Origin of the sequence: Tractidigestivibacter sp., from assembly GCF_050946515.1 — a bacterium.
Taxonomy (GTDB): Bacteria; Actinomycetota; Coriobacteriia; order Coriobacteriales; family Atopobiaceae; genus Tractidigestivibacter.
Genome location: NZ_JBMNUX010000004.1, coordinates 115,510 through 141,125, shown reverse-complemented (window position 1 = coordinate 141,125; position 25,616 = coordinate 115,510). Strand labels below are relative to the sequence as shown.

Annotated in this window: 17 protein-coding genes and 1 tRNA gene; 12 read left to right on the top strand and 6 right to left on the bottom strand. The window is 60.1% G+C overall.

Features of this window, described 5'->3' with window-relative positions; all coding sequences use genetic code 11:
- The first annotated feature begins 57 nt into the window (after window positions 1-57).
- The 3 genes from ACOYJL_RS03940 (at window position 58) to ACOYJL_RS03930 (ending at window position 3,655) form a co-directional block, all read left to right on the top strand.
- Complete coding sequence (locus ACOYJL_RS03940) at window positions 58-2,067, top strand: DUF2207 domain-containing protein (protein ID WP_433568913.1); 2,010 nt, start codon at window positions 58-60, stop codon at window positions 2,065-2,067.
- A 114-nt stretch (window positions 2,068-2,181) separates the two neighbouring features.
- Window positions 2,182-3,390, top strand: coding sequence for an FprA family A-type flavoprotein (locus tag ACOYJL_RS03935; RefSeq protein ID WP_433568912.1), 1,209 nt, complete (start codon window positions 2,182-2,184; stop codon window positions 3,388-3,390).
- A 189-nt stretch (window positions 3,391-3,579) separates the two neighbouring features.
- A tRNA-Phe gene (locus ACOYJL_RS03930) sits at window positions 3,580-3,655 on the top strand.
- Between the two features lie 393 nt (window positions 3,656-4,048).
- On the opposite strand, the gene ACOYJL_RS03925 is transcribed toward ACOYJL_RS03930, so the two are convergent.
- Together ACOYJL_RS03925 and ACOYJL_RS03920 are read right to left on the bottom strand one after the other, a co-directional pair.
- A complete protein-coding gene (locus tag ACOYJL_RS03925; protein ID WP_433568911.1) occupies window positions 4,049-4,822 on the bottom strand; it encodes a DNA glycosylase in 774 nt (257 codons plus the stop codon).
- Between the two features lie 32 nt (window positions 4,823-4,854).
- On the bottom strand, window positions 4,855-5,205 hold the full coding sequence (locus tag ACOYJL_RS03920) for an acylphosphatase (protein WP_433568910.1): 351 nt from the start codon (window positions 5,203-5,205) through the stop codon (window positions 4,855-4,857).
- Window positions 5,206-5,322: 117 nt separating this feature from the next.
- Here ACOYJL_RS03920 and ACOYJL_RS03915 point away from each other — a divergent pair, with 117 nt between their 5' ends.
- From ACOYJL_RS03915 to ACOYJL_RS03890, 6 genes are all read left to right on the top strand, one after another.
- Window positions 5,323-6,252: a DegV family protein gene (locus tag ACOYJL_RS03915; RefSeq protein WP_433568909.1), complete on the top strand. Its 930-nt coding sequence runs from the start codon at window positions 5,323-5,325 to the stop codon at window positions 6,250-6,252.
- Between the two features lie 111 nt (window positions 6,253-6,363).
- Window positions 6,364-8,367 (top strand): subtype A tannase, encoded by a 2,004-nt coding sequence (locus ACOYJL_RS03910; RefSeq protein WP_433568908.1) that lies wholly within the window; start codon window positions 6,364-6,366, stop codon window positions 8,365-8,367.
- Between the two features lie 79 nt (window positions 8,368-8,446).
- Window positions 8,447-9,199: a peptidylprolyl isomerase gene (locus ACOYJL_RS03905; protein ID WP_433568907.1), complete on the top strand. Its 753-nt coding sequence runs from the start codon at window positions 8,447-8,449 to the stop codon at window positions 9,197-9,199.
- Between the two features lie 116 nt (window positions 9,200-9,315).
- Entirely contained in the window at window positions 9,316-9,819 is a 504-nt protein-coding gene (locus ACOYJL_RS03900; RefSeq protein WP_433568906.1) for a CarD family transcriptional regulator, read from the top strand.
- A 202-nt stretch (window positions 9,820-10,021) separates the two neighbouring features.
- Window positions 10,022-10,318 carry an ACT domain-containing protein gene (locus ACOYJL_RS03895; protein WP_433568955.1) on the top strand — a complete coding sequence of 99 codons (297 nt, stop codon included), beginning with the start codon at window positions 10,022-10,024 and terminating at the stop codon, window positions 10,316-10,318.
- A gap of 82 nt (window positions 10,319-10,400) precedes the next feature.
- Window positions 10,401-11,972, top strand: coding sequence for a citrate synthase (locus ACOYJL_RS03890; protein ID WP_433568905.1), 1,572 nt, complete (start codon window positions 10,401-10,403; stop codon window positions 11,970-11,972).
- 83 nt (window positions 11,973-12,055) lie between these two features.
- Here the strand turns inward: ACOYJL_RS03890 and ACOYJL_RS03885 are convergent, their stop codons facing one another.
- Together ACOYJL_RS03885 and ACOYJL_RS03880 are read right to left on the bottom strand one after the other, a co-directional pair.
- Entirely contained in the window at window positions 12,056-12,430 is a 375-nt protein-coding gene (locus ACOYJL_RS03885) for a hypothetical protein (RefSeq protein ID WP_433568904.1), read from the bottom strand.
- 984 nt (window positions 12,431-13,414) lie between these two features.
- On the bottom strand, window positions 13,415-15,703 hold the full coding sequence (locus ACOYJL_RS03880) for a KUP/HAK/KT family potassium transporter (RefSeq protein WP_433568903.1): 2,289 nt from the start codon (window positions 15,701-15,703) through the stop codon (window positions 13,415-13,417).
- Window positions 15,704-15,963: 260 nt separating this feature from the next.
- Here ACOYJL_RS03880 and ACOYJL_RS03875 point away from each other — a divergent pair, with 260 nt between their 5' ends.
- Both ACOYJL_RS03875 and ACOYJL_RS03870 read left to right on the top strand, forming a co-directional pair.
- Complete coding sequence (locus ACOYJL_RS03875; RefSeq protein WP_433568902.1) at window positions 15,964-17,487, top strand: S10 family peptidase; 1,524 nt, start codon at window positions 15,964-15,966, stop codon at window positions 17,485-17,487.
- A 216-nt stretch (window positions 17,488-17,703) separates the two neighbouring features.
- Window positions 17,704-18,984, top strand: coding sequence for an O-acetylhomoserine aminocarboxypropyltransferase/cysteine synthase family protein (locus ACOYJL_RS03870; RefSeq protein ID WP_433568901.1), 1,281 nt, complete (start codon window positions 17,704-17,706; stop codon window positions 18,982-18,984).
- Window positions 18,985-19,088: 104 nt separating this feature from the next.
- On the opposite strand, the gene rlmKL is transcribed toward ACOYJL_RS03870, so the two are convergent.
- Complete coding sequence (gene rlmKL, locus ACOYJL_RS03865; RefSeq protein ID WP_433568900.1) at window positions 19,089-21,341, bottom strand: bifunctional 23S rRNA (guanine(2069)-N(7))-methyltransferase RlmK/23S rRNA (guanine(2445)-N(2))-methyltransferase RlmL; 2,253 nt, start codon at window positions 21,339-21,341, stop codon at window positions 19,089-19,091.
- Between the two features lie 296 nt (window positions 21,342-21,637).
- On the opposite strand from rlmKL, the gene ACOYJL_RS03860 reads away from it, so the two are divergent.
- Complete coding sequence (locus ACOYJL_RS03860; RefSeq protein WP_433568899.1) at window positions 21,638-23,362, top strand: phospho-sugar mutase; 1,725 nt, start codon at window positions 21,638-21,640, stop codon at window positions 23,360-23,362.
- Between the two features lie 867 nt (window positions 23,363-24,229).
- Here the strand turns inward: ACOYJL_RS03860 and ACOYJL_RS03855 are convergent.
- Complete coding sequence (locus tag ACOYJL_RS03855; RefSeq protein ID WP_433568898.1) at window positions 24,230-25,360, bottom strand: hypothetical protein; 1,131 nt, start codon at window positions 25,358-25,360, stop codon at window positions 24,230-24,232.
- Between the last annotated feature and the right edge of the window lie 256 nt (window positions 25,361-25,616).

The window sequence follows — 25,616 nt, the reverse complement described above, 5'->3', positions numbered from 1 at the left end:
TCCCGAACCGCTTGCGCCTTCCTGTCCGTCAGGAGGTTTGGTATGGAACAAGTGAGCATGAGACAGAGAGCGCGCCGCCACGCTCTCTTTGCCTTGTTGGTGGTCTTTGCTACAACGTTCGTCCTCTTGCTAGGACGGTTTAGCTTCGCCTATGCAGATGACTACTACATGACCCAAACGGACATTGACGCCACGGTGAATGCCGACGGCTCGCTCTCTGTCGTTGAGACGCGCACGTTTGACTTCGAGGGAGATTACCACGGCGTTTACTGGAAGATTCCTTTGGGGGAAAATTCCTCGTCCGGCAAGCCCGTGGACGTGACTATTGAGAGCTGTGGCCTCATCGGATCTGATGGTCAGCTGGAAAGATTCACGGAGTCGGATAGTGGCGAGGACGGAACCTATACGGTCGATGAGTACAGCTCGTACCTCGAGCTGAAGCTCTATTCTCCGCATTCAGATGAAACGGTGCAGTTCCAGGTCTCCTACGTCGCGACAAACGTTGCGGTGCGATGGTCTGACACCGGAGAGCTGTACTGGACCTTCGTTTCGGAGGGCTGGGACCAAGAGTCAGAAAACATCACCTGCACGGTTCATCTGCCCGTGGCTGCAGGGGAGAGCGTGATCGCTGGCGATAACGTCAAGGCATGGGGGCATGGACCCCTTGACGCTACGGTGTCGTTTTCGGGAAATGACATCGTTTGCTCCGTGCCTGGAGTCGGGACAGACGAGTACGCCGCGGTTCGCGTGACCTTTCCCGAAGACTGGCTTTCGGAGGCCGAGGTGACGCAGGGCAACAAGCTAAGCTCGATTGTCTCTGAGGAGCAGGCCAACGCCGACGAAGCAAATCAGGAGCGGATGAAGGCTCGGGCCATGGTCTTTGGAGCAACGGGAATCTGCCTCGCCCTTCTCGCGGCGACGCTGTTCCTCTCCATCAGGACGATGATCGTCTACAGGCGCAACCAGACCCCGCACTTTGACGACAAGTATTTCCGAGACGTGCCGAGCTTCGATCATCCTGCGGTGCTTGGATGCCTTGAGGATGACCTCAACGTGGATCCCAGGCAGCTCACCGCCTCGCTGATGCGACTTTCTGAAATGGGCGTCGTGAAGCTCGACCAGGTACAGGTCTATTGGCGCAGGAGAAAGCGAGGAAGGACAAAGACCGACTATCGCCTAACGCTTCTGAAGGGTCTTGACTCTCCAACGACTGCTATGTCGCCCGAAGCTCTTTCGGCATGGCGAATAGACGACGCAACGATAACCTTCCTCTTTGACCATCTCGCGAAGCATGCGCTCAAACCCTATGAGGCGGGAGATCCGGGCGTTGAGACCGCCGATGAGCTTGACGACAAAACGCTCTACATGTCGTGCATTGAGATGTACGCAAAGGACTTTCCGCAGGAGTATGACGACGCATACAAGGCATGGACCGATACGGTCGAAAACGAATGCGCAACCCGCTTTCAGGAGGGCAGCTCTCCCAAGGGCGCCCATCGTTATGCTGCGGCCATTTGCTCCGTTGCATCAATTATCGCGGCCGTTGCCTATATCGTCTTTATCATTTCCAACGAGCTCGATGCCCCTTACTGGCTCTTGGCGCTGGGCAGTCTCGCCGCAGGCGTCATTTGCGTTGTGTTAATGCTCAAGCTGGTTGATATCAACGAGGAGGGGGTTGAAACCCGCGCAAAGCTCGTCTCCCTGAAGCGATGGCTCAAGGAGTTCACGCGCCTTGATGAGGCGGTGCCCCAGGACGTTGTCCTTTGGAATCGTCTGCTGGTGATGGCCGTTTCCTTAGGCGTTGCCGACGAGGTCATCAAGCAGCTTAGAGTGGCCATGCCCGAGATTCTGGAAGACCCTTATCTTTATCCGGTCTACAGCTGGTACTACATGGGTCCTCGCGTGGTCCCGGCAAAAATTTTTGGCGATGCCGTCTACAAGGCTCATAGCGTATCTACCGGAGCTCTGGCCGGCTCGTCGTTAAGCAGCGGCGGAGGCTCTGGCGGAGGATTTTCCGACGGAGGCGGCGGAAGCTGGGGAGGCGGTGGAGGAGGTGGCGCTTTCTAGCTTTCGCGTCCACTAGCTCTCTAATCGAATATGATGCTGGTGTATTCGCAAATCACGAGCTAGCCGATGGCTCGCGCTCGTTGCTCCGCTTGGATGGCGGATGAAGGGAGAGCAATGTACAACGTTTGCAAGGTAGCTGAGGACACTTGGTGGCTTGGGGCCAACGACCGTCGCATCGAGCTCTTTGAGAACACCTATCCAGTGCCTAATGGAATGTCCTATGACAACTACCTCATCATGGACGAGAAGACTTGCCTCATGGATGGCGTTGATGAGGCTGTCATGCCCCAATTTGTCGAGAACCTCGACCACGTGCTCGCAGGCCGCTCTCTCGATTACCTGGTGGTGCAGCACATGGAGCCCGATCACGCCTCCGCCATCATCCCAACGCTTACCGCCCGCTATCCCCAGATGAAGGTCGTTGCCTCTGCCAAGGCCTTCGAAATCATGAATCAGTTCTTTCACTTCGATATCGCTGATCGCACGATTGAGGTCAAAGAGGGCGACACCCTTGAGCTCGGCAAGCACATGCTGAACTTCGTGCAGGCGCCTATGGTTCACTGGCCCGAGGTCATCGTGAGCTACGATTCCTACTCCAAAGTCCTCTTCTCTGCGGACGCTTTTGGAGAGTTCGGTGCTCTAGGCGGGAACATCTTTGCTGACGAGGTTGACTGGGAGCGCGATTGGAAGGACGAGGCTCGCCGCTATTACACCAACATCGTGGGCAAGTATGGCCTGCAGACGAAGATGCTTCTGGGCAAGGCCTCCAAGCTAGATATCCAGACCATCTGTCCGCTGCATGGACATGTTTGGCGCAAAGACCTTGGCGTGATTTTGGACCTCTATACCAAGTGGGCAACCTATACGCCCGAGGACAAGGCAGTCGCAATTTTCTACGGCTCCATCTATGGGCACACTGCAAACGCTGCCGAAATTCTTGCTCGCAAGCTTGCCGATGCTGGCGTCCGTGACGTGCGCGTCTATGATGCGTCGAAGACCACGGTTTCCGAGCTGGTCTCGCAGTCCTTCCGCTGCTCGAACCTTGTCTTTGCTTCTTCTACGTACAACATGGGCATTTTCGACAGCATGCGCGAACTTCTCGAGGACCTGTGCGCCCACGCTCTGTGCAATCGTACTGTTGGCGTAATCTACAATGGGTCATGGGCGCCAATGGCTGGTCAGCTTCTTGAGCAGAAAATCGGAACCATGAAGAACATGACCGTCCTCGATCCGAAGGTGCACGTTACCTCCGCTGTGAGCGAGGAGAATTTGGAGCAGCTTCAGGAGCTTGCTGATTCTATAGTTGCTTCGATGAAAGATTAGAATATTGCTATTCCAGACTCGGGGGAGGGGCACCTCCGTAGGGCTTTGGTCCTGCGGGGGTGCTCCTCTTTTCTGACGAGCGCATGTTTTGAGAGAAGTTGTGGTTGATTTTAAAATCGGTTGAGAAAAACCGTTGACGTTCGCTCGCAGTCTGGTATAGTTACCTTCGCTTGCTTGAGCAGGCATTTCGGCTGGGTAGCTCAGTTGGTAGAGCAGGGGACTGAAAATCCCCGTGTCAGGGGTTCGACTCCCTTCCCCGCCACCAGAAGAACAGCAGGTCAGCGGCTATGTTCGCTGACCTGCTTTTGTTTTGTGGGGTCTGGTAGTGCACGCGGTAGAGCCAAAAGTAGTGCACGGATTCGCCGCCGATGGGAAAAGCTCAGGAATCGACGAATGTGCACTTCTGAGAGCCAGGGCCTTATCGGCTGGCAAGTTCTGCGACTTCTGATGCTGGGCTCTGACAACTTCTGCGACTTCTGATGCTCGTATTTGCCAGGTTGCGCGACTTCTGATGCTCAGCTGCCAAGTTGCGCGAGTTTTGATGCCGCAAAAGTCGCAGAACTTGGCAGAGCTCATTGTGCGGGGCTACGGCGCAGTCGTGTGGGGTCCGGCGACAGCGCCAGCGCTACGGTCTGGACCCAGCTGCTGGTCCACGGTCCTATCGGCCCTGCCCGCGAATCCAGGCGAACACGTACTGTTGTTGAATCCCGCCCCAGCGGGGATGCCACGCAATCTGGTATTCGCGCTCTGCTCGCTTGATCCACGTGTCGTGGGGAACGGCTTCGAGATATCCCAGTCCATAGAGGCAAATGCAGCTTGCAACTTTGGGTCCCACCCCTGGCAGCTCCTCAAGTTCCTCCATGCTCTGCTCGAGCGTCACATTTCGATGCCGTACGCGCATGGGCTCCCAGCCTTCAGCGGCAAGCTCGGCAAGCGCCTCGAGGTAGGGTCGTCGATATCCCAGCCGAAGCCCCTCGGCGAAGGCGTCATCCGCAAGAAGGGCGCGAAGCTTTTCCGGTCGCGGCACCATGCCGCAGCTTGCGTCCATAAGCGCGTCCATGGTTCGCTGAATCCGCGTGATGTTGGAGTTCTGCGAGATGACGAAGCTGACCGCCGTGTCCCACCAATCTTGCGCAAGCACGCGGATGCCTTGGCTGCTCTCGACGACCTCTGGCGGCATTGCCAGCTCGTCGAGAATCTTCCGGTAGTCCACATCTAGCGCAAGGTAGTGACGCCAAAAACGTATCTCGCGTGCGAAGGGTTCCTCGCCGCTTGTCCCGGTGATGCAAATCATGCGGCCCTGCTGCTCCATGCGGCAGCGCCGCTGTCCGCTTGACACAAGCCACCCGTCCCCGTCGCGCCTCCAGGTAAAGACCTGACCAGACGCAGCGACGGCGTCAAGAGAAATCCCGCGACCCCTTATCCGTGCCATGCGCGACTGCCTTCTGCTCCCGGCGCCACACGCTAGTAGAACTGCACGGAGAAGTCATTCTCGCTTGGGTCAAGCGGGATGTCCTCCTTTGAGTCAATCGTGTAGTGGATGGGGTAGCGCTGATAGCTTTGGACGAGCTTCGTGAAAAACGCCGCGACGTCTTCGCTGTTCCCCTGCAGCTCGAGCGTGACGCTCCCGTCGCTCTCGTTTTTCACCCAGCCCGTCAATCCAAGTCCAGCGGCAATCTGCCGAGACGTCCACCGAAAGCCCACTCCTTGGACCTCGCCAACAAAGCGCACATGCACTCGGCGCGAGTTTTCGTCCAGTGGCTTTCTCTTTGGCGCCTCATCGCCATCCGTCTTCTTGCGTCCCCACCCAAACATGGCGCCCCCTGTCCAAGAAGCTCTCCGTTTATCGTGGCCACGGTCACCGAGGTGCAGCCGGCCTTGCCGTTACGCTTACAATACTACCCAGCAATCGATTTGAAGCGAGGGGACCCTATGGCAGCCAAGTGCAACATCCTCACCGATTCCTGCTGCGACTTCAGCCAGGCGGATATCGACGAGGCGGGAATCAAGTACCTGCCCTTTACGTATATCGAGACCTCAAAGCCAGATGGTGGCTTCAAGGGCACGGACGACCTTTTTCAGACGCGCTCTGCCCATGAGTTCTATCAGGCGATTCTGGATGGAGCCTGTCCCATGACTTCGCAGCCGTCGCAGCTTGCCTATGAAGAGGCATACGAGGGCGCGATCAAGACGGGCGTCCCGACGGTCATGTTCACGCTCTCAAGCGGCATCTCCGGCGCGTATAACGGGGCCGTGACGGCGCTCGACCGCGTGAAGGAGAAGCACGGTGGCACACTCCCTACGCCCATCTATGTCGTTGACTGCCTGATTGGCTCAACCACCCAGAACCTCTTTATCCACGCCGCCGTAAAGAAGCGCGACGAGGGGCTTACCGCCGAAGAGCTGGTCAAGTGGGCTGAAGACGCTCGCTTCCACGCGCATACCATCTTCATGGTCGACAACCTCGACTGTCTTCACCGCGGCGGACGCATCCCAAAGTCCGCGGCAGTCGTGGGCGGGCTTCTCGACGTCAAGCCCCTGCTTACCTTCAAGCTGGATGGCTCGTTGGCGATCATCGGCATGGCGCGCGGTCGCCGCAAGGCCATGCGCAAGATGGCCGAGTTCTACGAGAATAACCACAGGACTGACGTCTGCGGCCCCGTGGTGGCCGTAGGGGACGCCGACTGCGATGCCGACGCCGACTCGCTTGTGCGCATGCTCAAGCCCGCCGAGCACGACCTCAAGGTCTATCGCTCCCACATCGGTCCCACCATCGGCTGCCATGTTGGCCCCGGCATGCTCTCCTGCTGCTTCTGGGGAGAGGACCGTCGCAAGGATGGGTACAATGACGCCAAGGAGTAATGCGAACGGTGAAGCGCGAGGGAGAAGGGCGCGCTTCTCGCGTAGTTTGTCGCGCCGTAAGGACTTCGCCACAAGGACTGGACGTAGCACTTCGAGGTTTGGGAGAACAAGATGAGCTGGACAAGAAGAGAATTCCTCTCGTTGGTGTCTGCGAGCGCCGCTACGGTTGGCCTTGCAGCGTGCTCCACGCCGAGCGCCCAGACGCAAGACACCTCTTCTTCGGATGCCTCCTCCGATCAGCAGAGCGCTGACACCTCCGTTGACCTGACGAAATACAAGGACCTGGCGATAGATATGTCCTCATGGCAGTATGACGAGGACAACGACGTCTACTACCAGCTTGGCCTTACCTACTGCTTGGAACCGGCGACTACCGCGTACGAGTCGCTCGCAATCTTTGTCCCCGGCGCTTTCTTTAAGGGCGAGAAGAACGGCAGCAAGTATACCTGCACGATCAACGACAAGGGCGTCGTTGGCAACTTCACTCCCGCTACGGCTCCCATCCTGATGCCCATCAATACCGGCACGCTCACGCCTCAGGCAAGCCCCACCAAATACGGCTATGACGGGCTTGACACCTACCTCAATGCCGGCTGCATCTACGTCTATTCGGGCTTTCGCGGCAGGAGTGCTGGCTATGACTCGTCATCAGGCACCGACGAGCTCTATCCTGGCGGCTCTCCATGGCCGGCTGTTGACCTCAAGGCGGCCATCCGCTACTTGCGCTACAACTCAGACTCGCTGCCGTGCGACACCTCGCGCATCTTCGTGTTCGGCTTTGCTGCAGGAGGCGGCCTGAGCGCGGTCATGGGCTCGACGGGCGATGCCGAGGAGTACAAGCCCTACCTCGAGTCCATTGGCGCAGCAGACTACGACGCCAATGGAACGACCCTCTCCGACGCTGTCTTTGGCAGCGCCTCATGGTGCCCGCAGACCTCCTATGACATGGCCGACCTTTCCTACGAATGGATGATGGGTCAGTATTCCACTACCGGAAACCGCACTGACGGAAGCTGGACCCAGACGCTCTCTCAGTCGCTTGCTTCCGACTATGCCGCATACGTGAACTCTGCCGACCTGCGCGCCGAAGACGACAGCCAGCTGACACTCGACGAGACCGAGGGCAGCGTCTACTCGCTCGGCTCGTATGTGAACGAGCTTCTGTCCATCCTGGACGACTCCGCAAGCAACTTTGTGGCTAGCACAACGTTCCCATACACCTATACGCCGCAGTACCTTGAGGAGCCCAGCTTCCCTGGCGACCCCAACCTTGCCACAACGCGCGCGACCGACGCCGCTGTCGCGGCGGCAAAGAACAGCGCCGCCTCGACGGAAGCCACCTCGGGCGATGCCACTGCCGAGGCTGGCAGCGAGACCGCAGACGGCACCGGAACCACGGACACCACCGCCACGTCAGAGACCACGGACGAATCCACGGAGAGCACGGCCCTTCCTACGGGCACCTCGCAGGTTCAGTCAACGATCTTCGACACGGTGCAGAACTACTTCTCGGCGCTGAACTCTGACCACTGGTGGATCAACTACAACGTCAGCCGTCAGACGGTCACTATCTCTAGCCTCCGCGACTTTGTGACCTATCTGCGCCCGGCCACGTTCTCGGTGCCCGCCTACGACTCGCTTGACCGGTCGAGCAAGGCAAACCAGCTCTTTGGCATTGGCGAGGAGAGCACGCTTCACTTTAACCAGCGCGTCGGCGAAAACGTCGAGACTAACGCCGAGACGTATGCGGCGCTCGAAGGCTGGGACGAGTCCTACGCCACGGCATGGTCAGACGACCTCGAGAAGGTCGACTCGCAGAACAACGACATCCCTGCTCGCGTCGACATGTTCAACCCGCTCTACTACTTGAGTGGCACCTATAGCGGCTATGGCACCTCTGCGGTGGCGCCACACTGGCGCATCAACGAAGGCGCCTTTGACAGCGAGGTCTCGCTGTGCACCTCCGCTAACCTGATGCTTGCCCTCAAGCACTACAGCGGCGTCTCAGACGTTTCCTACGAGTCGGTCTGGGGTCAGGGGCACGTGCTTGCCGAGAGCAGCGGAGCTCCGGTGGACAACCTGCTTTCGTGGGTCGTCAGTTGCTGCTCTGAGTAGCGTCATGCCGACTTGGCCCATGGCTTAGCGGAAAGATGCGAGCCGACTGGTCGTGACAATCGTCCGGAGGGACTTTCACATGCTTCACCAGATTCAGGACGGGGATGCAAGAATCGCCTCGCCAAGGCAGCGAGTGGGCTCGCAGCTCACGAGAAGGGGCTTTCTGGGCGCGCTGGCAGCAGCAGGCGCGCTTGTGCTTGGGGCGTGCTCCTCAGAAGGAGAGGGCTCTTCAAGCTCTGAGGGCAGCTCAGGCGACTCGGGCGACGCGTCGTCGGACTCCTCGAGCGACTCCGGTGTCATCACGACCACCTCTTCCGACGATCCCTATTCCACGGGCGTACATCACGCCACCATCGAGGTTCAGGACTATGGCACCATGACCGTGGCGCTCAACGCCAATATGGCTCCCATCACGGTGTCAAACTTTGCCAATCTTGCCAATGAGGGCTTCTACGATGGCTTGACCTTCCATCGTGTGGTCTCCGACTTCATGATCCAAGGTGGCGACCCCAACGGCGATGGCACGGGCGGCTCCGACCAGAAGATCAAAGGAGAGTTCAGCGACAACGGCGTCAAGAACACCATTTCTCACGTGCGCGGAACAATCTCTATGGCGCGCTCATCCGACTACGACTCGGCAAGCTCCCAGTTCTTCATCATGCAGAAGGAAGATACATCGCTGAACGGTTCGTACGCTGCGTTTGGCAACGTGACGGATGGCATTGACGTGGTCGATGCAATCGTGGATGCCACCTCCTCATACGGAGATTCAAACGGCATCCTACCTGCGGATAAGCAGCCCACTATCACGTCAATCTCAATGGTTGATTAAAACCAAAAGTCATAAAGATAGAACAATACGAGCAGAACGCAATAGGAATACCGCAAACGGTACAAAATAATCCTTTTTCGTGCTATACTCTTAGCATGTGAAAGGAGCAGATAGCTATGTATCAAGTTGGGGAGTACGTCGTTCATCCAGGTCAGGGTGTTTGTCGCGTTGAAGATGTGACGTCGGGTCCAACGGCCACCTATCAGCTCATGCCCATCGGCGAGCGTCATCCCATGCGCATCAGCTTTCCTGTCGCAAGCGAGAATCGCCTTCGCCCAGTGCTTTCTGCAGATGAGGCCCGCGCAATTATCGACGAGTATCCCACGATGGAGATCGAGGAGTGCCCTGAGCGCAGCGCCAATCTTGAGGAGGAGCACTTCAAGCGCGAGATTCGTAACGGCAGCTGCCAGGATTTGGTCCGCATCGTGAAGACCTTCCGCGTTCGCATCGCAGAGGTCAAGGCCAGAAACAAGAAGCCGCCCGTCGTGTATGACCGCATTCTTAAGCAGGCGTCTGCTCGCTCTCTGCAAGAGCTTGCCGTGGCGCTTGACTCTACGCCAGAAGACGTCAAGGCACTCTTCGAGGATCGCCTTGCACAGGAGCAGGTCGAGAATAACTAGCATTTCATAGACAGTGATTGCTGATTCTACTGAGCGTCGCCCTTCTCCACATACGAGCGGGCGGCGTTTCTGTTTTTGCACCAATGACCTCTCAGTGTTGCCACTTGGTCACCGTATGCTCGGACGAGGGGTAAACCGCCAGTCCTTGGGTACAATTCGAGCATTGCAGTATGTCGGGATGTTCGGGCCGATTTCGGAGGACATGCACATGGCAGACGAGGAAAACAAAGATCGCGCAATCATCACCGTGCTTGGAGCCGACAGGGCGGGCATCGTCGCCGCCGTCGCTGGCACGCTCTCTGACTGCTCGGCAAACATTCTCGACATCTCTCAGACCATCTTGCAGGGCATCTTCACGATGACCATGCTCGTTGACCTTTCAGATTCCACGGTTGACTTTGCGACGCTGAAGTCGTCGCTCGACCAGCTGTCGGAGCGCTTGGGCGTTCAGATCACCATCCAGCGCGAAGAGGTCTTCAAGTTCATGTATCGCTTGTAGCGCGCAAGACAATCTCGTGACGTCCCGGCGCAGATTCCTGACGCCGCATGGACGCCGCGACTTGGAAGAAAGCAGGTTTGTCATGGCTATGTTCAATCGTCGCAACAAAGAGGTCTTCGGCCCCATTCTGACTTCGCTTGACACCTCGGCTATGACCCACGTGGCTGATGCCTATCCCATGCCTTCCGTGGGTCTTGGCAGGCCGCCTGTCTCCGATGGTCTTTACAAAGGCTATGAGGTCGCTGACGAGATCGAGAACAACGCCGAGCTCTACCGCCGCTACGACGTCAAGCGTGGCCTGCGCAACGCTGACGGCTCGGGCGTCATCGTTGGCCTTACCACCGTCGGCAGCGTCCATGGCTACAAGAAGGAAAACGGCAAGGTTATTCCCGACGAGGGCGACCTGATCTATCGTGGGTATCACGTTGCCGACCTTGTGAATGGCGCGCAGGCGGCCGACCGTTTCGGCTACGAGGAAGTCGCCTACCTGCTGATTTCTGGTCATCTGCCGACGCAAGCCGAGCTGGACGACTTCTGCGCGCGCATCGATTCGAGAAAGCAGCTCCCCGAGAGCTACCTTTCGATCTTCCCGCGCACCAACTACAGCCACTCCATCATGAACGTCATGCAGCGTGCGACGCTGCTGCTGTACGCCTTCGACCCTAACCCCGACGACACTTCTCCTGAGCACGAGGTCGACGTGGCGCTCTCCCTGCTTGGCCGCTGGCCGCGCACGGCTGCTGTGGCGCACGAGGCGGACATTGCTGCGCAAAACGACGAGAAGCTCGTCGTGCCGCCCGTTCGCGAGGGCTATTCGATGGCAGAGACGGTGCTCGACGTGCTGCGCGGCGATGATGGCTTCACCCACGACGAGGCAATGATGCTCGACGTCATGCTGATGCTTCATGCCGAGCATGGCGGCGGCAACAACTCCGCGTTCACCACGCGCGTCCTTTCGTCTTCCGGGACAGACGCCTACTCAACGTATGCGGCGGCAATCGGCTCGCTCAAGGGGCCAAAGCACGGTGGAGCAAACTACAAGAGCGGCGAGATGATCGATGACATTGCCGCTCACGTGAAGGACTGGTCGAGCGACGACGAGGTTGCGGACTACCTCACCAAGATTCTGAACGGCGAGGCATTCGACGGCGCCGGCCTCATCTACGGATTGGGCCATGCTGTCTACACGCTGAGCGACCCGCGTGCGCAGCTGGTCAAGCGGTACGCTCGCAAGCTTGCAGAAAAGAAGGGCACCGAGGACAAGCTCGACCTTATCGAGCGTGTCGAGCGACTGGGACCGCAGCTCATGCGTGACGTGCGCGGCATCAAGAAGCCCATCTGCGCGAACATCGACCTCTACACCGGATTCGTGTACTCGATGCTCGGCCTGCCGCGCGACATGTACACGCCCATCTTCGCGATGGCACGCCTTGCCGGTTGGACCGCGCACCGCATGGAGGAGCTCTACTCGGCTGGTCGCATCATTCGACCCGCATACCACCCGGCGATCGATATGCACGACTACGTGCCCATGGACGAGCGCTATGGGAGCGCAAGCGAGTCCGAGGAGGGTGAAAGCGCTGCAGAAGAGCCCGCAGGCGAGAAGGGTGCCGAGCCCGAGGGCACCGCGACGGGCGAAGGCGTCGAGGGCTAGGCAACGCTAGGGACACGCAATAGAAGCAGCAGACAACGAAGGGCGCGTCGATTGGCGGCGTGCCCTTCTCGTTTGGCTAGCGACTAATGGTTGTCATCGTCGATGTTTTCGTAATGGCCGTAGGCTCCTTCGCCGAAGCCGCCGTCTTCGCTTTCGTAGTCGCCTTCATCGTCGTCGCGGGGGCGGTTGTAGAACTCCGTGAGCTTGGCGTTGTAATACTCGCTCTTCTTGCGCTCAACCCAGAGGTCGCGCTGCTCGACGAGAGCGACGGCCTCGTCAGCTGCCTCCTCGAACGTGGATGGCCTGACTTCTACGAGGTAGGTCGCCATGCGTTCCATGGCATTGGCCGAACCCAAATAGATAGCGAGCGCCTCGCCGAATTCCTGAGGCATTCCGCAGCGAATCGCGGCTCTTATCAGCCGGTCGTGTGCGATCTTCTCGTCGTATGTCGGGTCCATGTTCGCGCCTCCCTCATGAGCGTCTTCATCTTTCCCAATATGGCAGTCGCCTTGTCCGGAGGCAATCCTGCCAACGACCTTCGTCTGTATGCTCTGAGACTTCTACCCACTTGGCGCCTCTGCGTTCCCGCGCCTCCCGATGAGCTCCACATGACAGCCTGCACGCGTCCCCGCTGCCAACTTCTGCGACCTCTGATGCTCGGGCCTGCCAGGTTGCGCGACCTCTGATGCTGCTTCTGCCAGGTTGCGCGACTTATGATGCCGCTTCTGCCATGTTGCGCGACCTCTGATGCCGCAGAAGTCGCGCAACCTGGCAGGGGAGCGTTGTGTGGGGTCAGCGAAGAAATGGTCACGCTTGTAGTGTGGGGGTCCTTTTCGGGCGACCTGTCTGCCAGGGGCTTCTTCGAAGCCGCATCCTCGTTGTGTGGTTCACGGCGAAGCCCCAAGGACGCCGAGCCATTGTGTGGGGCTATTCTCCCTCGTGACGGGGAGCCTGACAAAGGGGCTTTGCAAATCTGCAGGTAGAAAAATGGCACAGGGAAAATGGCATTTTATGCAGTCCCACACAATGGAAGCAAACTGCGCCGATGACCGCGCAATCCCGCACGACGCAGCTTGCGACCTGCGGAAACCTTATGAGCTCCCACACGACAGGCGTGGCCAATTCCGCGCTGCTCCCACACGATGAAGAGCCGGCGCGTTGCACGAAGAGGCGGTGCTCCGCACGACTATCGCAGGCGTCAGGGGTCGCGGAGCTTTGCGGAGGCACGTCGTTTAGGGGGCTGCTGCGGGCTTTCGTGCGGGTCTCTGGTCCCGTTGTATGGCTCGCGTCAGCCCTTTCGTGCGGAGCTGGCCGCCAGCGCGCTGTCCTCTCGTCGGCAAGTCAAATAGGCAAGAAAAGAGAGGCCCGAGCCGCGCGTGCTTGCGACTCGGGTCTCTCGTCAGCCAACCGGACTTGGAAAAGGGCCAGCGGAAGCGGACCGGCTACTCGTTGCTCTCGTCGGAGGAGTCCTCGTCTTCGGTCTCGTCCTCGGCTTCGTCTACGCGGAGCGGCTTGAAGCTTGCCGTATCGCCACCAACGAGTGTCTTCTCGGCGTCGCTTTCGTTCTCGGCGCGCTCCTCGGACATTGCGGCGGAGAAGATGTCCTCGTCCTCCTCCTCGACCTCTGCGGCCCTCGCCACCTTCATGGAGCGCGTGGGCGCGCTTGCGGAGACGGTTGCGTTAGAGGGCTTGAACGGCAGGCGCGTAAGCTTGTGCTGACGCTTGACCTTGGAGAACAGCGGCACGTACTCGAAGATGATCGTGGAGTTCTCAAGTCCGTACCAGCGCGCGGGAGAGCCGCAGAGCCGGCGGATGAAGTACTTGGCCTCAATGGTGCGCGCGTCGCCGCCAGAGATGTCCGTCTCGGGGGAGAGGACCTTGCGAATCAGGCAGAAGCGGAAGTCGCCCACCTGGCTGTGCTTGCGATAGATCGAGTACTTGTGGTCCTGCGGCGCCAGCTGATGGTGCTCCACGAGGTCGGCGACGATCTGGTAGAGATAGGTGTTGACTCGCTGGTTCACCTTGAAGCCCAATCGCAGCTGCACCTTGAAGACGAAGTTGGTGCCAAAGTCGTTGACCATGTACTCGTGCGTGTAAGGCTCGTCGGTCACCTGGACATTCAAGAAGTAATACGCCTTGGCGCGCTTGGGGCGCTTGTCCAGAATCGAGTAGAGAATGTCACGGTCAAGCTTGTCGAGCGAAGAGTCGTTGGTCAGGAAGACGAGGTTGTCCGCAAGAAGCGGGTAGGACTCGTCGTGGCTCAGCTCAGAGAGCTGGTCCAGGTACTTCTCGACCGGCAGATAGACAGACTGAGTGTGCTCGATGGCCGTTCCGCGGCGCCAGATGTACATGACAAAGAACAGAAGCGTGGCAAGAAGCACGGTGACGTAGCCGCCGTGGAAGAACTTAGTGAGGCTCGAGAAGAAGAACATGAACTCAATGGCACCGAAGAAGATCACGAAGACAACGGCCGCCGCCGGCTTTCTGCGGATACGCGAGAGGTACGTGAACAGCAGTATTGTGGTCATGAGCATCGTGACCGTAATGGCAAGGCCGTAGGCAGCCTCCATGTGCTCGGAGCTCTGGAACAGCAGCACAACGCCGATGCAGCCAATCCACATGATGTTGTTGACCAGGGGAATGTAGATCTGGCCGCGCGTCTCAGAGGGGTAGTTGATCTTCATGTGCGGCATGAGGTCTAGGCGAATGGCCTCAGACACGATGGAGTACGACCCCGTGATGAGCGCCTGGGAGGCGATGATTGCCGCAAAGGTAGACAGGATGACGGCAAACACACGAACCTGTTCGGGCAGCATCTCGAAGAACGGGTTGAGGTCGGTGACCGCGGCGAGCTCCGTGCTCTCGCGATTTGCGATGATCCATGCGCCCTGTCCCAGGTAGTTGAGGATGAGGCAGACCTTCACGAACGGCCAAGACACGTAGATGTTGGCCTTGCCGACATGGCCCATGTCGGAGTAGAGCGCCTCTGCGCCGGTGGTGCACAGAAAGACGTTGCCCAGAACCATCAGGCCGGCGGCATTCAGGCGGTTGTCGAACAGAAACGTGATGCCGCGGACGGGGTTGAGCGCGCGGAACACGTTGAGGTCAAGGCCTATGTTCATGATGCCAGTGATGCCCAAGAACAAGAACCACACGGTCATGACCGGCCCGAAGGCCTTGCCGATCCTGGAGGTGCCCGCCTTCTGCAGGGCGAAGAGGAAGCACAGGATAATGATCGTGATGCCGACGACGATGTGCTGGTTCTCGCCGATGATCGCATAGAAGAAGTCAATGGTGCGCAGGCCCTCGATTGCGGTGGTAACGGTCACCGCGGGGGTAAGAATGCCGTCGGCGAGAAGCGCGGCTCCGCCGACCATTGCGGGGATGATGAGCCATTTCCCGCAGCGCTTGACCAGGCTGTAGAGCGCAAAGATGCCGCCCTCGTTGTGGTTGTCCGCCTTCATGGCGATAAGGACGTACTTCACAGTTGTGATGAGCGTAAGGGTCCAAATGATCAGCGACAGGGCGCCGAGGACCACATCTTCTTCCATGGTGGCGAGGCCGCCGTTGCCGCTCATGATTGCCTTGAGCGTGTACATCGGGCTCGTGCCGATGTCACCATAGACAACGCCAAGCGTAACGAGAATCATTCCGGCGCTCAGGGGGATACCGGCGTTCTTGGACCTCCTCTTGGGGGTCCGAGCGGCTCCGGTCTTGTCGATGCTCTCCATGATGCTCCATTCGATGGAAGACACAGTCGTCAGTAGTCTGAAATTATCCAACACCAAGCGGACAAATATAGCACTCTGCCCACATGAATGTATGTAGACAGTTCCCAACACCATAGTTGAGACCTTACTGCACAACACTACCACGCCTTGCTGTCCAATAGTGAGACGTACGCGCGGCTTCGTCGCGCCACTTGGATGATGCTTGCAGCAACATAAAATAGACGAGGTTATGTAAGCAGCATGAAAGGGAGAGAACAGCCATGGAGGACGAAGAGAAAAACGCCGCTTCAACTAAGGCGGGGAACGAGTCGCCTGCGGCAAAAAGGCCGTACCTGGGCGTGGAGCCCAGCCGTCTGCATCAAGTGCCCGATCCTGCGTCGGCACGCCTTAGCTGGACGGATGGCGAGAAGACCATCGACTACGTTGCCACGGCGGCACACCTGGACGTGGTGGATGATGCGGGCAAGCTTGAGGGAGAGATGTTCTCGCTCTCTTATGTGGCGGTTGACAAGGATGGCGCGGCAGACGCTACCCGTCCGGTGACCTTCGCGTACAACGGTGGTCCCGGCTGCGCGTCGGTGCCGGTGAACTTTGGCGGCTTTGGCCCCGTGCGCGTAAAGACCGACGGGACCAACCACCTCTCGTCCTCTGCCGAGGTCGCCGACAACCCCCATACGCTGCTCAAAGACTCCGACCTTGTGTTTTTGGACGCGTTGGGAACCGGCTGGTCGTATCTTGCTGACGATTGCGACCCCAAGTCGGTCTTCTCGGTGGATGGCGATGCTGACGCCTTCGCGCGCGCCATCATGGACTGGCTCGAGAAGAATCATCGCTGGTCCAGCCCAATCTACCTTCTGGGCGAGTCGTACGGAACGGTGCGAAACGCCGTCCTGATGCGCGTGCTGGGCGAGCGAGCGGTCAAGCTTACGGGCGTCGTGATGGTGTCCGCCATCTGGAACTGGGTCCAGACGCTTCCCGGAAACGACCTCTACTACTTGGGCATGATGCCCACCTACGCAGCAGCGGCCCAGTACTTTGGTCGTGCGGGCAAGGGCGTAGACGAGAACGTCTGGTTCGATCGCGCGATGGACTTCGCTGACCGCGTTCTGGCGCCAGCGCTTCTTATGGGCGACCGCATGAGCCCCGAGGAGGAGCGAGACGTTGCCGAGCAGCTCTCGAGCTACATCGGTCTTTCCGCCGACTTCTTGCTCGAGCGTCACCTGCGCGTGGAGCTCACGCAGTTCCGGCGCGAGCTGCTTCGCGATGAGGGCCGCGTGTGTGGCAGGCTCGACATGCGCTTCTGCTCAGACGCGCCCTCGCCCATGCAGTCGAGCGCTGACTGGGTCGGAGGCGAGGACGCCGCCGACGATGCGGTCGAGGCCAACTGGACAAACGCGTTCCGGGCGTTCTGCTCGGACAAGCTGGGCTACCATGGTCCGACTGTCTACCTCGCCGAGAACTACGAGCGCGTGGGCACCAAGTGGGGCTGGGACCACGAGGTTCCGGGGACGGGCGAGAAGGTCGGCGCCCCGGACGTGTCGGGAGACATTGCCACCGCGCTCCGTCGCAATCCTACCTGCAAGCTCGCCGTCGTCGGCGGTCGCTTTGACGCGGCGACTACCTATTGGAACGTCGTCCACGACCTGAGCTGCCAGTTCCTCTCGCCTCAGATCAAGGAGAACATCACGTGGCTTCGCTACGGCTGTGGGCATATGGCCTACGTGGACGAGCCCACGCTTGGAGCGCTGGATGCAGACCTTCACGCGTTCTATGAGAGGTGCTAGGGGGCTAGAAGGGCTCGGAGCTGGCAAATCGCTGGCAAAGCAGCTGGCAGAGTGATTGGCGGCGGCGTCGCGGAGGGGCTCTGCGGCGTTGCCGCCAAGGCAATTTGGCGACCATGCTGGCATTTTGCCGCGCGCGAGTGCGCTAGAGTAGCACCAATGTTGTTGCGCATCGGTCGGGTCGCCTGGCCCGAAACTCCGACAGAGGGGAGCACCACCATGGCTAAGAGCATCGACACCCGTTGTGTGCAAGCGGGCTATACCCCCAAGAACGGCGAGCCGCGCCAGATTCCCATCATCCAGTCGACGACGTTCAAGTACGACTCGTCAGACGCGATGGGCGCGCTTTTCGACCTCGAGGCGCCCGGCTACTTCTACACGCGCCTGCAAAACCCGACCAACGACATGGTTGCCGCAAAGATCGCCGACCTTGAGGGCGGTGCTGCCGGAATGCTCACGAGCTCCGGCCAGGCAGCCAACTTCTTCGCGGTGTTCAACATTTGCGAGAACGGCGGTCACGTGGTTGCCAGCTCCACCATCTACGGCGGCACCTTCAACCTGCTTGCCCACACGCTGCGCAAGATGGGCATCGAGACCACGTTCGTCTCGCCCACGTGCACGCCCGAGGAGCTCGACGCCGCCTTCAAGCCCAACACCAAGTGCGTCTTCGGCGAGACGATTGCCAACCCTGCCCTCGCGGTGCTCGACATCGAGAAGTTCGCGAGGGCTGCGCACGCTCATGGCGTGCCGCTGATTGTGGACAACACCTTCCCGACCCCTGTGAACTGCCGCCCCATCGAGTGGGGCGCCGACATCGTGACGCACTCCACCACCAAGTACATGGACGGCCACGGCGTGGGCGTGGGCGGCGCCATCGTGGACTCCGGCAACTTCGACTGGATGGCGCATGCCGACAAGTTCCCTGGTCTCACGACCCCCGACGAGTCCTACCACGGCATCGTCTATGCAGAGAAGTTCGGGCAGGCGGGCGCTTACATCACGAAGGCGACCTCTCAGCTCATGCGCGACTTTGGCTCAATCCAGAGCCCGCAGAACGCCTTCTACCTGAACCTTGGCCTTGAGAGCCTGCACGTGCGCATGCCGCAGCACTGCAAGAACGGCCTTGCCGTGGCAAAGGCGCTCGCGGCGAGCGACAAGATCGAGGCGGTAACCTACCCCAGCCTTCCTGGCGATGACAACTATGAGCTCGCCCAGAAGTACCTGCCCAATGGCAGCTGCGGCGTCGTGAGCTTCCAGGTCGCTGGCGGCCGCGCGGGCGCAATTCGCTTCATGGAGGCGCTCGAGCTCGTGAACATCGAGACCCACGTCGCCGACGCGCGCAGCTGCTGCCTGCACCCGGCAAGCTCCACGCATCGCCAGATGACCGACGAGGAGCTCATCGCCGCGGGCATCAGCCCCTCTACGGTGCGCCTTTCCTGCGGCCTTGAGGGCACGGACGACCTCGTGGCCGACGTGGAGCAGGCCCTCGCGCACGTGTAATCGCATAAGGCGCAAGAACGCCCAAGCGCATTGGCGAGCGCCGGCTGGCAGCTTGTGGCTGTCGGCCGGCGCTCTTTGTCCAGCTTCGGGTGCCTCGCTGCTCCCTATTTGCGCGTCACGATGTAGCAGTGGTGGATGCGCGGGTTTCTCGCGAAGTCCTCGGGAATCGTCTTTGCGGTGATGTCCTCGAGCTCGACGCCGGCGCGCGAGAGCGTCTCGAGGTCGGGCTTGAACGTGCGCAGGTTGCACGAGAAGATCGCCTGGCCCGCGCGCGTGAGCAGGCGCGAGATGTCAATGATCAGCTCGGCGTGGTCGCGCTGGACGTCCCAGCCCTTTGAGCGCATGCTGCTTGAGTTGGAAAACGTCGGCGCGTCGCAGAAGACGAGGTCCCAGCGGCGCTTGCCGTGGCGCTGCTCGCTCACCCAGCGCAAGATGTCTGCCTGAACGAACTCGTGCTCGTCTCCATCAAATCCGTTGCGCTCCATGTTGCGTCGTGCCCACTCGAGCGAGGGGCGCGAGAGGTCGACGGTCGTGGTGTGGCCTGCTCCGCCGTCTGCCGCGTAGCAGGTTGCGGTGCCCGTGTAGGCAAACAGGTTGAGGAAGCTTCCGCCCGGCGTCTGCTTCATCATCTCTCTAATCATTGCGCGCGTGTCGCGGTGGTCGAGGAAGATGCCGCAGTCAAGGCGCTGCGAGAAGTTCACCTCAAAGGTGAGCCCGCCCTCGTCCACTAGGTGCGCTCCGGCGGGCAGCTCGACGTGGCCCCGTCGCCGCCATCCGTTGCCCTTTGCCTGGCGCTTGCCCTCCTCGGCATACTGCGAGCCTCCCTTGGCGCGACGACGCACGCGCAGGCTCACGTTGGCGGGGTCTACGCCCATGACCTGCGGCGCTATGGTCAGCACGTCCAAGAGGCGCCGATGGGCAAGGTTGCGGTCGATGCCCTTCGGGGGCGCGTACTCAGAGATGGAAAGCCATCGGCCGCGAGTGAGCGAGCCAACGTAGAGATCGATCGAGACCGCGTAGTCGGGAAGGTCGGCGTCATAGACGCGGTAACAGCTGACGTCCTCGGACGCCGCCCACTTCGCGCGCGCCTTGGCCACCTTGGCAAGGCGCGCCGCAAACTGGTCGGACGCCGGGACGAGCACGGGAAGCTCCTTGCCGCCGACCGTGACTGAGGAATGCCCCGAGAGGAGCTTCTCTGTCGCGTAGGCGCGAATGCTCGCCTGGTCCCTGCCGAGAAGCACGTCGATCGTTTGCTCTGGCACGCCGCCTGTGGCCGCGTCGGTGACGTCTCCTGGTCCAAGCGTCACGATGGTCGAGCCCGCTTTGGTCGCCACTTTCTCGCTGACGGCTGACAGCACGGAAAGGGCGCGGGCCTCCTCTGCCGGCGCGTCCTCGTCCGGCCAGGCGACGTCTGCGACTACCAGCGCGTCTGCGAGCTCGCTCACAAGCTCGGGAAGCTTGGTGGGCGCGCTCTCCTGCGGCTCTAGGTCAAGCCCCGAGGCGCGCAGCGCCTTTCTCGTTGCCTCAACCGCTCCGCGGCGCGTGTCTGAGATGACCAGCTGGAAGTCCTTCTCTGCAGACGCCCGCGCTCGCTCGCTTGCCTCTTTGACAAGCTCGTCCCAGGTCTTGGGGTCGTTTTGCGCCCACTTCGAGAAGCCCCAGCGAGTTCGGAGCAGCCCCGGCGCCCGGTCAAGCGCCACGCCTGCGGCCTCGACCGCGACGCTTCCGGTGCCGCAGAAGGTGTCGACGAGGACGGGGGAGCCGTGGCGAACGTAGCGATACCAGCCGCCGGCGTCGAGCATGGCCGCGGCGTAGTCGGGGCGTCGAGCGCTCAGCCGCCCTTCTCCGCGTGAGCGCGTGCCGCTCTCGTAGCCGCGGCGAAAGAGCGGCTCGCCAGAAAGGTCGATGCCCACGAGCGCCTTCTCGCGCGAGAGGCGCACGACGACGCCTACGTCAGGGGAGGACGGGTCCACCATGGGGCGCGCCCCTCGGCGTGCGTGGAGCCGGTCGACGATTGCGTCCTTGGAGTGCAGCGCCAGAAACTGCGAGTTTCTGAGCTTCGCGTTTGTCCCATGCGCGCGGACGGCGATGGTCGCGCCGCTGGGAACGTGGTCTTCCCAGGAAATGGCCGATAGCCCCTCATAGAGCTCGTCGGCGTCTTTTGCGCCGATGCGCGAGAGGACGAGCGTGACGTTGGACGCCAGCCGCGACCAGAGGCAGACGCGGTACGCATCGCGGAGCTCGCCAGAAAACGAGACTTGGCCCCTCAGCGGCCGTACGCCGCCAATCTGAAGCGAGGAGAGCTCTCCGGCCAGAAGAGGCTCAAAGCCCTTGGGGCACGTTGCAATAAACTCCATCGGGACACCTTTCGCCCGTAGTCTGCCCGCCGCGCGCTTGCGGTTTGCGTGGCGTTGGCGCGCATGGTCGCGCGGCCAGGCAGGAATCCTGTCACTTTTTCGCTAGAGCCAATGATAGGGGAGCTTCTTGCGCCATCGCGCAAGGAAAGTCGTGCCGCTCACAGTTTCACAAACTCGCTTGCCTTTGTGTGGGTCAACAGGCCGCCCAACATGGATAGAATCATGTCAGGAATGTCCGTCAACGACCATGGTCGGCCGCACTCAGCGACCACCGGGATGGAGCAAGGGGGAGTCACATGGATTCTGAGATCCGCGATCGTATCCAGCTCTGGCAGGACAACGTTACCGAGCCCGACCTGAAGGAAGAGCTTGATGCGCTGGTCTCCGCGAACGACGAGGACAAGCTCGTCGACGCCTTCTATCGCAACCTCGAGTTTGGTACCGCCGGTCTTCGCGGCGTGCTGGGTGTTGGCACCAACCGCATGAATGTCTACGTCATCGCGCAGGCAACGCAAGGCGTCGCTGACTACCTGAACGCCCATTACGACAAACCAACCGTCGCCATCGCTCGTGACTCGCGCCTTAAGGGCGAGGACTTCCAGAAGGTTGCGGCCGGCGTGCTTGCCGCCAATGGCATCCACGTGTACGTCTACCCCCGCATCGAGCCCGTGCCGACGCTCTCATTCGCAGTCCGCTATCTGCATACCTCTGCCGGAATCGTGCTGACGGCCAGCCATAACCCTGCGCAGTACAACGGCTACAAGGTCTACAACGACAACGGCGGCCAGATTGCCAACGAGGCCGCAGATGAGATCTCTGCCTCCATCGCCAACACCCCGATGTTCGGTGGCGCAAAGATCATGGACTTCGACGAGGCCATGGAGAAGGGGCTTGTCGAGTGGACGCCCGAGGAGGTTCTCGACAACTTCATCGAGGCGGTCAAGAAGGTCTCCGTCCCGGGCTTCAAGGCCCCCGAGGGCTACAAGGTCGTCTACACGCCGCTTAACGGCACCGGCATGGAGTGCGTTACGCGCATCCTGAAGGAGATCGGCGTCAACGACGTCGAGGTCGTGCCCGAGCAGAAGGACCCGGACGGCAACTTCCCCACCTGCAAGTACCCCAACCCCGAGTTCCGCGAGGCACTGCAGCTGGCACTTGACCTTGCCGACAAGGTCAAGCCGAACCTCGTCGTTGCCACCGACCCCGACGCGGACCGCATGGGCACCGCCATTCCGCATGACGGCAACTACGTCCTGCTCACGGGCAACGAGATGGGCGTCCTGATGATGGACTGGCTCATCAAGATGGCAATCGACCGCGGCGAGGACCCCAAGCGCAAGGTGGCTGTCTCTACGATCGTCTCCTCCGTCATGCCCGACGCGTTGGCCCGCGACTATGGCTTTGAGATGCGCCGCGTGCTGACCGGCTTCAAGTACATTGGCGACCAGATCGACCAGCTGAAGGACGAGGGCGAGGAAGACCGCTTCCTCATGGGCTTCGAGGAGTCCTATGGCTACCTCGTCGGTACCCATGCCCGCGACAAGGACGCCATTGTCGCCGTTGAGATGTGCGTCGAGATGGCGGCCTACTATGCCGCCAAGGGCATGGACCTCTACGAGGCCATGGAGGAGCTGTACAAGAAGTACGGCTACTACCTGAACGGCACCGTCAACGCTGCCTTCCCGGGCGCCGCTGGCGCAAAGAAGATGGCGCAGATTATGGACGACCTGCGCAACAAGCCGCTGACCGAGATCGCCGGCTACAAGGTCACGGGCATGACCGACTTCGCCACCGGCCCCGAGATGCCGCGCGTCTCTGGCCTGCAGAAGGAGGATCCGCAGAACCTGCCGCCCGCAAACGTGATCGAGTATCGCCTCGAGGACGACAACAAGGTCATCTTCCGTCCGTCCGGCACCGAGCCCAAGGTCAAGGCGTACCTGTTTGCCAAGGGCGCTACCCGTGCGGACGCCGAGGCCATCCGCGCTAAGCTGCAGGAGGCCGCGGAGAAGATCCTGTCCTAGCGCATTTCCGCACGCTGAGCGCCAGCGTTTCTCTCCGTGTTTCGCGCCACAATGGGACCCTCGGTTCGCCGGGGGTCCCATTTTTGCTGTCTGCGCCTCCACGAAATGCTGTTTCAGCCCCACGGGCGGAGCTGCGGACTGCACGCAACGTCGCCGGCGCCCTAAAAATGGTGCGCTCCCAAGTTGTGCGACTTTTTCTGGCATCAGAACTCGCGGAAGTTAGCATCTCGGGCATCAGAGGTCGCGGAACCTGTCAGGAGAGGAGCCACCTTCTAGCTGCCTTCCGTTGTGTGGGGCCAGTGCTGAAATGGTCTTGCCTGTCGTGTGGGAGTTGCTGTCATTTCCGCAGGTCGCATGTCATGTTGTGTGGACTTGCGCGAAGGTCTGCGAGGCGCTGTTCCATTGTGTGGGACTGCATTTAATGATACTTACTATATGCCAATTTTCTACCTGCGGTTTTGCTGCGGCTCCCTCGATGGGTGGTCCGCGCCGGGGCGAAAAGCCCCACACAATGGGACCGGCACCCGGAGCTTTTTTCGGTTACCCACACGATAGGAAGAGCTCCTTGAAGAAACCGCAGGTAGGAAGGCTGGACTAGAAGGGTGCCTCGCACTACGGCAGGAATCAACTCTTTGCCAGCCCCACACAACGGAGCGTTGCCAGGTTCAGCGACTTTTGCGGCATCAGAGGTCGCGCAGCCTGGCAGATGCGGCATCAGAGGTCGCGGAACCTGGCAGCAGGGGAGACAGAGTCCTGAAGCCCACAAGAGAAGCCCCACACAACAAGCAACAAGGTCATTTGCTGCTGTTGCGTGGGGCTTAGGCAGCCCTTGGCTGCCTGGACCTTGTCGGAGAAGGTAGGCTAGCTCTACGAGGAGGTCTTCGTCAGCGCGTAGAAGCTGCCGTCGGTGTAGCTCGCAATGTCGCTGGCGCTCCAGGTCTTGCTTGACACCTCGGTTGAGGTGGGGTCGTGAATGACAAGGCCTTGGTCGGTATTCTCAACGATGAGAATCCAATGCTCCTCGGAGGTCAGCGTGTCGGCCTTCATCTGCACGGCAATGACGGCGCCTTCGCTCAGCACGGTCTGAATGTTCTCGGTGGTAACGTCGTAGCTGTGATAGGTGATTCCCAGGTCGCTGCTTTCGGTGGCGAAGAAGCTGCCGTCCATGTTTGAATCGCCGCTAACGACGCCATCTTCTGTAGCAAGCGCAGCCATGTCAGCAGGAGACTTGTCGTTGTTTCCCGTCAGTCCCATGTATGCCATCGAGGCGACGGTGGGCCCAGACCCCGTCACGGCAAGAGCGCTGTCTGCATAATCGACGTCGCCCCAGCGAGAATCCCAGCAATACAGCTGGGGATAGCTGCCTTCGGTGGCCGCTTCTCCATAGGCTTCGGCGGTCTTGTCGGAAGTCAGATACCCCGCCACAAGGTCAATCGCAGTGGGTTCGTCAAGCGCAAGCTGCACCATGCGTTCGTCGTACTGATCGGCATTCTTGGCAATCTCTGCAATCTTGTCGTCTTGGTCAAGGCGGGTGTTGAGCGCGGCTGTCAAGTCATCGGAAATGCCTGACGCAACGCGCGTCTCTTGCTGCGCCGCCTCTTCGGCTGCCTGCTGCTCGCTGTTTGCCCGGACGCAGCTGGAGATTGACAGAATGATGAGCAAGATGGCAATGATGGCGACGCCCACAATAATAACGAGGCGATAATCAAAGCCGTTTCGCCCGCCGCTAAAGCCGATGCTGTGAGAATGAAGCTGATAGTCCGTTTTGCCGCCTCCGCGGGCGCGCGCCTGCCTGGTTCCTGAGCTTGTCACGGAGCCATGAATGTTGCTGCCGCTGCGCCTGCGCTGGCGGTTGTAACCTCGCGGATCGTTGTTGTAGGACCGTTGTCCATTGCCGCTGCGATTGCGCTGCTGACGACTGTCGCGTGGCCGACCATCAGTTCGGCGGCGCTGATCAGACGGGCCTTGAGGGCGGCGGTCGCGATCGGAGTATGCCATGAATCCTCCCCTGGATGCTCTTTTGCACGCTGTTGGTCTGACTTCGCAAGCCGACCTAAGCGCGTGCAAGCAAGCGAGCATACGCATTGCATATTTACGGCTATTACCGCAATGAGGCTACTATAGGACACAATGCGACCATACCGGATGGAAAACGAACGGGGAAGCCCATTAATGAGGACAATGCGACCACGAACGGTGCAGATTTCCTTCATTTTCGTAAAAAGGTCACAATACAATTAATAGCTTGATTTTT